The following is a 10,978-nucleotide window of genomic DNA, read 5'->3' on the forward strand; positions in this document are numbered from 1 at the left end:
CTTATTCCTTCTTATACCTGCTTACTCTTGCTCCCCCAACATCTCCCAAACGTCTGGATAATCTTCAGCATTCAACCGCTCAAGAAACTCCTCTGGATAGTACACATGATGTTTCCCCATCTGGAAGCCACTAATGGACTGTACAATTTCGGATCGATGCGTAATCTCAGTTAAGGTCTCCTTATGATCGATCAGAAGGATTGGCAAATTATCATCGTTTTCACCAGCTCTGTACACGTCATAGGATTGATTCGATGGGAAATCGATCTCCATATAGTAGGTCGGATCGAAACCAACTTCTCTCATCACTTTTTCCATACGTTGAATGAGTTGCTCCTGATCTCCATCAAAGGTACTGTACTTGTACAATTTACGGTCCAAGAATCGTTTGCACATATCTGCCAGCATATCATCCTTCTCTTGACTCCAAAAGGTCAGCATCGTTTGCATGACAGACTCATCCAGCAGTAAATAATCCTCTAAAGAGATTTGATTCTGAATGAGATGAAGAATGGGCTCAACCATGAATCCGAATGTATAGCCTTCCTCATACAAATGCTTAGCACGTGCAAATACTTTATGCAAAAGAATTTCTGCGCTTCTCGTAACTGGATGAAAGTAGACCTGCCAGTACATTTGATAACGCGACATTAGATAATCCTCAACAGCATGCATACCGCTCTCTTTGACAACAATATGCCCTTTGTAAGGTCTAATCACACGAAGAATACGCTCAAGATCAAATGTGCCATAGTTCACACCCGTAAAGTAAGCATCGCGCAGCAAATAATCCATTCGGTCCGCATCCAACTGACTAGAAACCAAGCTGACGACAATCTCTTCACTATAAGATTTACAGATGACACCTGCTACCTTCTTCGGAAAATCAGGCGAGACACGACTCAGCACTTCGTTCACCTCGGTATCCCCTAGCACGATTCGGCAGGACCAGTCCTCGTGCCTTGTGCCGAACGCTTTCTCAATCGAGTGCGAGAACGGACCATGTCCCAAATCATGCAGCAATGCTGCGCATAGACATAGCAGACGCTCCTCTTTCGGCCAATCCTCATAGTGATTGCGTTCGAATTGCGAAATAATTTTCCGCGTAATTTCATAAACACCAAGCGAGTGGGAGAAACGGCTATGCTCAGCACCATGAAAAGTTAAATAGGATGTGCCCAATTGACGAATGCGGCGCAACCGTTGAAACTCACGGGTATTAACCAAATCCCAAATCGTATCGTCTTGCACATAAATGTATTTGTGAACGGGATCTTTAAATACCTTCTCTTCATTCATACAGTTTGAACCTCCCTTAATATAGTTAAGTAATTTCGACATTTTCGACATGAAACCTTTTACAGTGTCGATTATTGTCGAATTTCAAATTCCAATTTATTCATAGATCGATCGCTTATTTTCCAGCACCTCTTAAGAAATAGGCATTTGAAAAGCGCGTAATATAATCCTTACAACCCCTTGTAGATAGCGACATCATCGTTTTTTACCTTGTTACCTAAATAATAATAATTGGGATGAAACCACTTGTTTTCAGCGAAAATATGGTTGACTATTTTGGGAATCGTTGGTATCATAAGTCTTAAGTAAATGTCGAAACATGACGATATTGATAAAAAATTGATAAAATCGAAAGGGGTTTTATATATATGATGAAATCTACAGGAATTGTTAGAAAAGTGGACGAACTAGGACGCGTTGTTATTCCTATCGAGCTGCGCCGCACATTGGGTATTGGCGAGAAAGACGCTTTGGAAATATATGTAGACGGTGAGCGCATCATGCTGAAGAAATATGAGCCAGCTTGTATCTTCTGTGGCAATGCGGAGAATGTATCGTACTTCAAAGGAAAAATTGTTTGTCATATTTGTTTAGCAGAAATGCCAACACCTGTGACAAAATAAGAAAAGTAGTATATAATAGAAGTAGCACTTATCCTATTGGTAATTCTAACCTTTTTCATATCTCCTTTCATCTCTAACTTTGATGGCTTCGGCCACGGGTTAGAGATCTTTTTTTGTATAGACCTTAGAAGATAGAAGACACCTATTCTTACATAAATCATGAAATTCGCAAGCCTAGATATGGTAGATGGATAGAGGATGTCTCAAAGGTCTATTTGGACTTTTAGAAACAGCCTCGCTTTTCGTTATTGGCCGATGAATGAGAAAAATGAATGAGAAACCTGTTCTCGCAATCTAACTGGATTTTCTCCATCTATTTAAAGGGGGTTTCTTCAATTCCAAAGAATAACTGTATTTCCTGTAGGTAATTTCCCTCGATTGGCTCGATTCTTCAATCTTTCTAAGAATTAGATGTACCTTTTCCATCTAATTCCGAAAATACGTCAGATTCGAGTAAATTAGCTGTAGTTTATACATCTAAACACCGAATCAGTAGTCACAACCTGTGTTCGCCAAGCCACAATCTTTCATTTATCCGTAACGCGTGGGACAGCACTCTTTCTTTATATCCCTTGCTTGGCACCTTAGCGCTCCAGTAACGCATTATAGACATCACGCTTCGATAATCCGCGATCCGTTGCAACCAGCTTCAGCGCATCCTTGCGATCGATCCCGCGCTCCTCGTAGTGGGCAACATGCTCGCCGAGCGATTTCGCTTCCCACCAACCATCAGCCGCTTCCTGCACTGCCGCGTCGGATGCGCCCTCGGCGATCACGCAGTACTCCCCCTGCGGCGGGTACTGCTCCAAATGCGCGAGGCACTCTGCGATCGTGCCCCGCAGGAACTCCTCGTACCGCTTCGTTATCTCGCGGGCGAGACAAACCCTGCGCTCCGCCCCCCACACTTCCGCCATGCGCAGAAGTGTTTTCTCCACGCGGTGCGGCGATTCATAGAACAGCAATGTGTCTTGCACATGCTGCAGCCCTTCAAGCAACTTCGTCTGGTCCTTTTTCTCCCTGGGGAGAAATCCGACGAAGGCGAATCGCTCTGTCGGCAGGCCTGATGCAATCAGCGCCGACAGGGCCGCATTGGCGCCGGGGATGGGCACCACCGGCACGCCCTCATCTACGGCCATCCGCACCAGGTCATAACCTGGGTCGGAAATGGCCGGCAGGCCGGCATCGCTGACTAGCGCGATGCTCTGCCCTTCAAGCAGCAAGCGGACCAGCTCCGGGCCGCTTGCTTGCTTGTTGTGTTCATGATAGCTGACCAGTCGCGTCGCGACTTCAAAATGGGTCAGCAGCTTGCGTGTTTGCCGCGTGTCTTCCGCGGCAATCATGCTTACTTCCTTCAGCGTGCGGATCGCGCGGAAGGTCATATCTTCAAGGTTGCCGATTGGCGTGGCAACCAGGTATAGCGTGCCTACACCGCTAGCATCCTCGCGGTAGCTTTTCTGTATCGTTACACTCACAGTTAAATCCCTCATCACTTTATATTAATCGTACAGGTTGCCAATCTACGAGAACTCCAGTGCACTCCGTCCACCATAGTAGATGTCTTTCAGCTCTTGGCAGTATTCTTCCTTTTCTGTGTAAACGATCAGCGGCGGTAGCGTGCGAATTTCTGGCTTACCATCTTTCATTCCTTCGATTAGCACCATCATCGCTTCTTCTCCCGCACGTGCATGTACATAACGGATGCGCTTCGGTTCAATACGGTACTGTCGCATCAGGCAGATAATATCAACTAGCCGCGTAGCTCGGTGTACCATGGCTACTTTCCCGCCTGCCTTTACAAGCTTAGCACTTGCTGCAATTACATCCTCTAACGTGCAATAAATCTCATGACGCGCCGCCGCAAAATGCGCATTACTATTCTGCTCCCCATTAGGCACAGGCAGATAGGGCGGATTCACGGTGACGACATCAAATTGTCCGTGTCCCAACGTTTTATGAATCGACTTCAAATCGCCCTGCACCATATGCAGCCGTTCCGATAAATCGTTAATCTCTGCGTTGCGCACAGCCATATCTGCCAAACGCTCTTGGATCTCAACGCCCCAGATCTCCGCACGCGTCCTTGTTGATAGCAATAGGGCCACCACACCATTACCTGTACATAAGTCTACGATTCGCCCCTTAGGCGGAACACTGCTGAACCTCCCTAGGAGTACCGCGTCCATCGAGAAGCTGAACACTTCGTCACTTTGAATAATTTTCAAATCATATGTCAATAAATCATCAATTCGTTCAGTTGGTAATAAAGGAACTTGCTTCATACGTCTTTCCTTTCTCTTTGTTGCTTATTATGGAAAAAAACCGTAAGGGATACACCCCTACGGCCAAGCGTCTTATTTATTTAAAAAGGATAAGCAAAACAAACAATCTCCCTCGGTCCGAAGGTGTCCATAGTACACATTGCAAATATGAAATCCTTCATTGTATAAGCGGGTTAAATTATCATATCCGGCTCCTGGTAACTGCACCGGTTCCTCAGCCCTATCTCTTGTCGGCTCTTCGACCACAGTCTCCTCTTGGCGGATGAGCTTACGGAGTTGCTGATTCTCTATGCTTAATCTCTTATTTTCTTCGATGAGGGTAATAATCCGTTTCTTCAAGGCACCTAATTCCGCATACGTGGTACCCATTCGCTCTTCGATTCCATCTATTTGTCCAAAAATATCTTGTTTATCCACGCTTTCACCTCTAGTGCCATGCATGCTTACTGGCCAGCGCCTCCTTGGATCCTCGATCTTCTACTCTTGTTCAACAACATCATCGAATGGTAGATCTAGCGCTTTCCCAAGATCAAACAATTGAACCTTTGCCGTACGTTCTTTAATATTAAGCCCCAATACTTTTCCACTGCCAAAAGAAGTAATTACTAATCGGCCAACCGTCGGTAACGAATCTTTGGCACTTTCATAGTTATCATGTTCATATTTCAAGCAGCACATTAATCTTCCGCATAACCCTGAGATTTTGGTCGGATTCAAGGACAGATTCTGATCTTTCGCCATCTTAATGGAGACTGGCTCGAAATCGCCTAAGAATGAAGAACAACATAGAATTCGCCCACACGGACCTATGCCACCCAGCATCTTCGCTTCATCACGCACACCAATTTGTCGGAGCTCGATTCTTGTCCGAAAAATACTCGCCAAATCCTTCACAAGCTCACGGAAATCGACGCGTCCTTCAGCCGTAAAATAAAAAATAATTTTATTGCGGTCAAAGGTATACTCTACGTCCACAAGCTTCATCTTAAGACTATGGTCTTTAATTTTATCATGACACGTTTGGAAAGCATCCTTGGCTGCTTTTTTATTCTCTTCAACCAAATCAGCATCCGTATCATCCGCAATGCGAATGACTTTTTTGAGTGGCAGAACCACATCGTTTTCTTTGACGATCTTTTTGCCCACTACGACCTTGCCGTATTCTACACCGCGTGCGGTCTCTACAATAACGGCACTTTCTTTCTCGATCGGTAAATCAATGGGATCAAAATAATATATTTTACCCGCCTTCTTGAAGCGGACGCCAACCACTGAGTACATCTTACACCCCCTGCATCTCCACGAGCATTTTCTCTATAACCAGCTGAGAATTGGCATTGGAACGCAGTCGCTTTTGTAAATCTACGGCTTGCTCCATCATACGCACCCAGACTGAGACATCGCGACTTAACGCGAGGGAGCTCATCCAGTCTAGCTGGTCATTATATACAAGCTTGTCTCTGCGCTCAAGGCGCAACTGCACCATATCTTTAAACCAGAGGATCAATAAGTCGAACAAAGCCGAAACATGATCCGCAAGTTCTGTTTTCACAATCCGCTGTTGTACGGTAATCATGGAAGTAGGGAAACGTGTGAGCGTCTCCTTCGCTAATTGTAACATTACGGTTCTCATTTCTGCAAACCAATTTGCTGCAATTAAATCTCTTGCCGCTTGCAAACCTGCTGTTACATGTGCTGCAGGTTGTACTAATGCCGCTGGAAGTCCTTCTTCCAGCAATGTGAGCACCATCTGCTCACGTGCCATTGGTGTAAATTGGATCCATTGTGCCCGCGATTGTATCGTAGGTAACAACGCATTTCCGTTCTCAGTGATGAGAATTGCTACCACACGAGAGTTCGGTTCCTCTAGAAATTTCAACAAACTATTCGCAGCCTGTACCGTCATTTTTTCTGCATGGTATAGGATATAAATTTTTGTTCCGGACGCTGTTGCCCTGTAGGCGAACTCTTTTTGCAACTCCCGAATCTGCTCAATTTTAATTGAAGCGCCTTCAGGAGCGACTATGTGGAGATCTGGATGATTGCCATGTTCGACCTTACGGCATTCCAGGCATTCGCCGCATGCATCATCCGTTCCCTTCTGACAATAGATCGCTTTAGCGAGTGCAGTTGCCATTTCGGAACGCCCTGTCCCAACAGGACCACTGAAAATATACGCATGCGACAGCCTGTCTTGACGCAGTCCGTTCTGCAGCAGCCGTTTGGCTGCCGCTTGTCCCGGTATAGCTTGAAAGGACATTGATTTTCGCCCCATTACGCACTTATATTTTTAAAATAACAAGTTAATCAGCATACCTCGGATTTCTCCGATTCTATGCAAAATTTCGATCCGCCCCTGCTCATTCTCCAATAATTCATCAGCTAACAAGAGGAGCTCTTGATCGATTGCTTCCAAAAGCTTATATCGCTTCGAACGGCCGCGACGATCCCAGCCCTTCGTATCTCTTAAGTTAACACCCCGACGAGCTGTTTCTTCGAGAAACTGACGAATGAGCAGCTTATATTGCAGAAGCTCTCTAACTGTCATGCCTCTCGACAAGCGATCACCTTGAAGTGTGATTTGCTGTACCATTTTGGTTAACTGTTCCTGCGTATACTTCTCATCATGCTGCTGCATGATATCAGAGAAATTGCGCGGTGCCATCTGTGGCGGTGGAACATTCTCACCAACTTTAATATTCTTACCGATGGGCTGCAGCCCCGGGTTAATTTTCAAGACGCATCCATCCTTGTGTAGAGCTGATTATATATAGAAATACCTTAGAAATGCTCGAATCGCTCAACTGGTAATACGAAAACTGCCGCTCCACCCACTTGCACTTCCACTGGGAATGGAATGTACGAATCTGTCGTTCCTCCCATTGGAGAAACAGGCGTTACCAGCTGCTCGCGAATTTTACAATTTGCTCGAATCACCTGCATCACCTCTTGCACTCGATCATCTTCCGTACCAATCATAAAGGTTGTATTCCCCGCACGCAAAAACCCACCGGTACTTGCCAACTTCGTGGCTCTAAACCCTTCCTTAATTAAAGCGTTAGAGAGACGGTTACTGTCTTTATCCTGAACAACGGCTACGACTAGTTTCATAGGTGATGCCTCCTTATATTATAAACTAAGAATTGGTTTTCCGCTTTAGACGGAAATATGTTCCTCAAGCAACTGTTTGCAGTCCTGCCATATATCTGCGGCTATGCGTTCTACATCTCGATTAGCATCTATCATGATGACTCGTTCAGGATGATCGGTGGCAATTTGGTGGAAGCCCGCTCGTACTCTGCTGTGATAATCGACATTTTTCTGCTCTATGCGATCCAACTGCTGTGTAAACTCCGTAGCACCTGCACGCTGATTTAATCGCTCCAAACTCACTTCTACGGGAACGTCCATCATATACGTCCTAGTTGCCTGCAGCCCTGAGCTCGCATATTTCGAAATATTCTTCACCATCTCGATATCTACACCAAGCCCATAAGATTGGTAGGCTACACTAGCATCAATAAATCGATCGCAAAGCACAATTCGTCCAGCTTTCAGCGCTGGAAGGATAAGCTCGTGAACATGTTGCGCACGCGATGCTGCGTAAAGCAGTACTTCTGCTTGATCCACCATCTCCCCATTCACAGGATCGAGAATAATACTGCGGATTTTATCGCTAATTGCAGTCCCGCCCGGTTCCCTTGTAACAAGAACGTCATGTCCTAACTTTTGTAGCTCCAGCGCTATCTTTTTGAGCTGCGTTGTTTTTCCGGAGCCATCTGGCCCTTCAAACGTAATGAATATACCGTTCACGTGTTCCTCCTGCATACTGCCTCACGAAGCCCCTTCGTGATCTGTGTATATAGTTAATTTGTACGTCTGTCCAAAATCGGTTCCTTGGAACCTGATGCCCTGTCTAGCCAAAAATACGAGTGCCTCAGCTACAGAAGCCGTTATTACTTCACCTGGGTATAAATAAGGAATACCTGGCGGATAAGGAATGACCATCTCACCTGAACGCTTCCCGATCGCTTCCTCTATATTAACCATTTGAGTTGTCCCTTGAAACAAGACATTATGGTCAAACCTTATTGGTGAGGAGATGGGTGCGTAGGTGGGTAATTTAATTATATTCGAGATAGGCGCCTGAAGTTCCTGCTTACGGTTCCTGATGTCCAAACAAATGTTGCTTAAAACTTGGACTACACGCAGCATATCCTCCCTTGAGTTAGCAGGGGTAAATACCAATAAAACCAGATAGCCATCTGTCATCTCAATATAACAGCCTTCCGCTTCCAATCGTTCTTTGAGATCGGCTCCAGATACACTATGGGTAGGATCATAAATAGCAATTTTAAAAGGATCTGTTGTTGCGACGACTCCCGCACCGCTTGGCTGCTGATTTCTCCGTGGATAGACACCGAGACATTGCAACGCCTCTACCTTTTCTCTGAATTCTTTCATCATATTGAGTCCTTGTTTCAACCACGCATGCCCTTCCGTATGCATTCGCTTTCTCGCTAAGTCCAACGATGCCATTATTGGATAGGATGGACTTGAGCTTTGCAGCATCGCCAACAATTGTTGGAGAGCTTTACGGTTGATCCTTGGCCCCTGTACGTGCAGCATCGCCCCCATCGTCATAGCGGTTAGCATCTTATGTGTAGACTGCACGACGGCGTCAGCGCCTTGGGCTAAGGCTGATGCGGGCACCTCTTCGTGGAAGCCGAAATGCGCACCATGCGCTTCATCCACGAGCAGTAGCTTTCCTTTCTCATGCATCAGCTCTGCAAAAGGCTTCAAATCTGTGCCGATACCATAATAATTCGGATTCGTTATAAATAACGCCTTCGCCGTTGGATACTGCTCCATGGCTTGTTTAACAACTTCAATATGCAAACCTATTGCAACGCCTGTCTCTTCGTCGACCTCTGGTGCCAAGAATATAGCTTGCGCACCTGCCAACATAAGTCCATGAATGACTGATTTATGTGCATTCCTTTGAACAAGAATGAGGTCACCCCTTTGACAAACAGCTCCGATCATGGCTAAATTACCAACCGTGCTTCCTCCAATGAGAAAATACGTCTCCTCCGCGCCAAAACATGCTGCCGCGAGCTGCTCTGCCTCCCTAATAACACCTTCCGGGTGATGTAAATCGTCCAGGCCCGTTATTTCTGTATAATCAATAGCCATGATCGATTGTAGAAAGCTTGCCCCTTCTTCCAGGAGTCCTTGCCCTGATTTATGGCCTGGCACATGCAGGCTAATGGGCCTTGTAGCGTGATGGGCAACCAAAGCCTCATACAGTGGGGCTCGTGCCTTATGTACATGTTCGCTGCGCAAACAGATCAAACTCCCCCAGCTACAATAGCTTTCAATTTTCATTTTCCCTTCTATAGTAGTGGATTACCGATAAAAAAACAAAAAAAGCTTCTATAAAGAAGCTTCTCCTCTTAATTCATATACTGCCTCGAATTTCCCATGTAAAAAGCCTTCTTCATCTGATTCACAAAAAAGGGATATTTCTGGTCAGAAACGCTCGTTTTGACGATCTCCTTGCTACATTCATCACATATGAACGCCGTCACAATATGAATCCCGCCAACCCGCTGCTGCTCACAAATCATACACAGTCCAAACCGATTCTCCTCCATATGATCACCCCACGATCTTTTATAACTAGTATGTCCGATTCTCGATTCTCCTAAACTAGCTAAATGCTCATATTTTGGCAGGGAGATGCCGATAATACCTTCATAACACGTTACCGCAGCGCGGAGGTCTCATTCATGTCAATCAAACAAGAATCCAATTTATCCAAACAATCTACGATTTACAGTTACACGTTAATGAGGCGATTTTATCATTCCATATATAAAATAGTTCTCTATTATGCGTCCCTTATTCTACTACTCTTGTACAAGTTTGATCCATCTCATTGGCTGCCACTACTAGTCAGCTACCCACTTGTGCTCATCTTCCACACCCTGCTCATTCGCGCTTATTTCCACTTCACCATCGGCATGGCCATGCGTGGTTGGTCCTATCGCTGGGGCATTTTCTGGTCCGGCTTCTTACCTGAAGGCAATGCATCCGTTCGTCTTGTTACCAAAGTACAGCTTCACCTGTTCTGCATCGGACTTGCCTTGATTCTTATCATGTATCCTTGGATCCCTGGTACTTGGCTAATCCACCTGACGATCTTCCACTGTTGGATGCTTCTCCCGCGGTTGTGGATGCTGTTCCGCTTCCTGCCTTACCGTAAAGCTGGTTTAGTGAAAATATCAAGTAAGGATACCTCCTGTTATGTACAGTAAAATGAAGCTGAATTAACACAATGATTAAATGTCCTATCTTAACTATTCAATTAAACAATTAACTGGAAAAACTCCATCTAATTTTGAGATATCTCGCCGATTTATCGAGTTAGATGGATTTTGTGTGGTTAATTTTACACGATGAGGCTCAAATGTGTAATTCCGCTGCTAATAGATGGAGGTTTTCCAGCTAAATCAATTTCTCAGGGCATATTCGTGCAATTAGCTGTAGAATATACAGTTATTTGTTAATAGAGTGGTGACCTTACCTGAACTCTCAGTATCCTTAAACTGAAATGCGAAAAAAGAGCCTTACTTGGATTACTCCAAGTAAGGCTCTTTCAATTGCTTGGCAACGTTCTACTCTCCCAGAACCCTGCGGTTCAAGTACCATCGACGCTGGAAGGCTTAACGGTCGTGTTCGAGATGGGAACGCGTGGATCCCTTCCGCCATCAT

13 protein-coding genes and 1 rRNA gene are annotated in these 10,978 nt (G+C 45.3%); 2 read left to right on the forward strand and 12 right to left on the reverse strand.

Annotated elements, in window-relative coordinates:
* Positions 1-21 precede the first annotated feature (21 nt).
* Positions 22-1,299: an HD domain-containing protein gene (locus HQN88_RS35190; protein WP_173121033.1), complete on the reverse strand. Its 1,278-nt coding sequence runs from the start codon at positions 1,297-1,299 to the stop codon at positions 22-24.
* A gap of 368 nt (positions 1,300-1,667) precedes the next feature.
* Between HQN88_RS35190 and HQN88_RS35195 the strand changes: the two genes are divergently transcribed.
* The gene (locus HQN88_RS35195) at positions 1,668-1,922 is read left to right on the forward strand and encodes an AbrB/MazE/SpoVT family DNA-binding domain-containing protein (protein WP_028557356.1); all 255 of its coding nucleotides are present in this window, start codon (positions 1,668-1,670) and stop codon (positions 1,920-1,922) included.
* Between the two features lie 584 nt (positions 1,923-2,506).
* Here the strand turns inward: HQN88_RS35195 and rsmI are convergent.
* The 10 genes from rsmI to HQN88_RS35245 form a co-directional block, all read right to left on the reverse strand.
* A complete protein-coding gene (gene rsmI / locus HQN88_RS35200; protein WP_274318770.1) occupies positions 2,507-3,394 on the reverse strand; it encodes a 16S rRNA (cytidine(1402)-2'-O)-methyltransferase in 888 nt (295 codons plus the stop codon).
* Between the two features lie 45 nt (positions 3,395-3,439).
* A complete protein-coding gene (locus HQN88_RS35205; RefSeq protein ID WP_173121037.1) occupies positions 3,440-4,201 on the reverse strand; it encodes a tRNA1(Val) (adenine(37)-N6)-methyltransferase in 762 nt (253 codons plus the stop codon).
* Positions 4,202-4,273: 72 nt separating this feature from the next.
* Entirely contained in the window at positions 4,274-4,618 is a 345-nt protein-coding gene (gene yabA / locus HQN88_RS35210) for a DNA replication initiation control protein YabA (RefSeq protein WP_173121039.1), read from the reverse strand.
* Between the two features lie 60 nt (positions 4,619-4,678).
* The gene (locus HQN88_RS35215) at positions 4,679-5,482 is read right to left on the reverse strand and encodes a PSP1 domain-containing protein (protein WP_056618027.1); all 804 of its coding nucleotides are present in this window, start codon (positions 5,480-5,482) and stop codon (positions 4,679-4,681) included.
* 1 nt (position 5,483) lies between these two features.
* A complete protein-coding gene (gene holB, locus HQN88_RS35220; protein WP_173121041.1) occupies positions 5,484-6,461 on the reverse strand; it encodes a DNA polymerase III subunit delta' in 978 nt (325 codons plus the stop codon).
* 30 nt (positions 6,462-6,491) lie between these two features.
* On the reverse strand, positions 6,492-6,938 hold the full coding sequence (locus HQN88_RS35225) for a YaaR family protein (protein WP_056618035.1): 447 nt from the start codon (positions 6,936-6,938) through the stop codon (positions 6,492-6,494).
* A gap of 44 nt (positions 6,939-6,982) precedes the next feature.
* Positions 6,983-7,312: a cyclic-di-AMP receptor gene (locus HQN88_RS35230; protein ID WP_056618038.1), complete on the reverse strand. Its 330-nt coding sequence runs from the start codon at positions 7,310-7,312 to the stop codon at positions 6,983-6,985.
* Between the two features lie 45 nt (positions 7,313-7,357).
* On the reverse strand, positions 7,358-8,014 hold the full coding sequence (gene tmk / locus HQN88_RS35235) for a dTMP kinase (RefSeq protein WP_173121043.1): 657 nt from the start codon (positions 8,012-8,014) through the stop codon (positions 7,358-7,360).
* 21 nt (positions 8,015-8,035) lie between these two features.
* Positions 8,036-9,547 (reverse strand): aminotransferase class I/II-fold pyridoxal phosphate-dependent enzyme, encoded by a 1,512-nt coding sequence (locus tag HQN88_RS35240; protein ID WP_246320631.1) that lies wholly within the window; start codon positions 9,545-9,547, stop codon positions 8,036-8,038.
* A 110-nt stretch (positions 9,548-9,657) separates the two neighbouring features.
* Positions 9,658-9,858: a sigma factor G inhibitor Gin gene (locus HQN88_RS35245; RefSeq protein ID WP_056618046.1), complete on the reverse strand. Its 201-nt coding sequence runs from the start codon at positions 9,856-9,858 to the stop codon at positions 9,658-9,660.
* 135 nt (positions 9,859-9,993) lie between these two features.
* Between HQN88_RS35245 and HQN88_RS35250 the strand changes: the two genes are divergently transcribed.
* Complete coding sequence (locus tag HQN88_RS35250) at positions 9,994-10,521, forward strand: hypothetical protein (RefSeq protein ID WP_173121047.1); 528 nt, start codon at positions 9,994-9,996, stop codon at positions 10,519-10,521.
* Between the two features lie 347 nt (positions 10,522-10,868).
* Here HQN88_RS35250 and rrf read toward each other — a convergent pair.
* Positions 10,869-10,978: ribosomal RNA gene (gene rrf / locus HQN88_RS35255) — 5S ribosomal RNA — on the reverse strand; the annotation flags it as partial.

The sequence above is a fragment of the Paenibacillus qinlingensis genome, from assembly GCF_013204845.1.
Taxonomy (GTDB): domain Bacteria; phylum Bacillota; class Bacilli; order Paenibacillales; family NBRC-103111; genus Paenibacillus_E; species Paenibacillus_E qinlingensis.

What these genes read in the sequence shown, in the direction of transcription:
- HQN88_RS35190 (WP_173121033.1), bottom strand. Translation starts at nt 1,299, where the DNA reads ATGAATGAAGAGAAGGTATTTAAAGATCCCGTTCACAAATACATTTAT.
- HQN88_RS35195 (WP_028557356.1), top strand. Translation starts at nt 1,668, where the DNA reads ATGATGAAATCTACAGGAATTGTTAGAAAAGTGGACGAACTAGGACGC.
- HQN88_RS35205 (WP_173121037.1), bottom strand. Translation starts at nt 4,201, where the DNA reads ATGAAGCAAGTTCCTTTATTACCAACTGAACGAATTGATGATTTATTG.
- HQN88_RS35215 (WP_056618027.1), bottom strand. Translation starts at nt 5,482, where the DNA reads ATGTACTCAGTGGTTGGCGTCCGCTTCAAGAAGGCGGGTAAAATATAT.
- holB (WP_173121041.1), bottom strand. Translation starts at nt 6,461, where the DNA reads ATGTCCTTTCAAGCTATACCGGGACAAGCGGCAGCCAAACGGCTGCTG.
- HQN88_RS35230 (WP_056618038.1), bottom strand. Translation starts at nt 7,312, where the DNA reads ATGAAACTAGTCGTAGCCGTTGTTCAGGATAAAGACAGTAACCGTCTC.
- HQN88_RS35245 (WP_056618046.1), bottom strand. Translation starts at nt 9,858, where the DNA reads ATGGAGGAGAATCGGTTTGGACTGTGTATGATTTGTGAGCAGCAGCGG.
- HQN88_RS35250 (WP_173121047.1), top strand. Translation starts at nt 9,994, where the DNA reads ATGTCAATCAAACAAGAATCCAATTTATCCAAACAATCTACGATTTAC.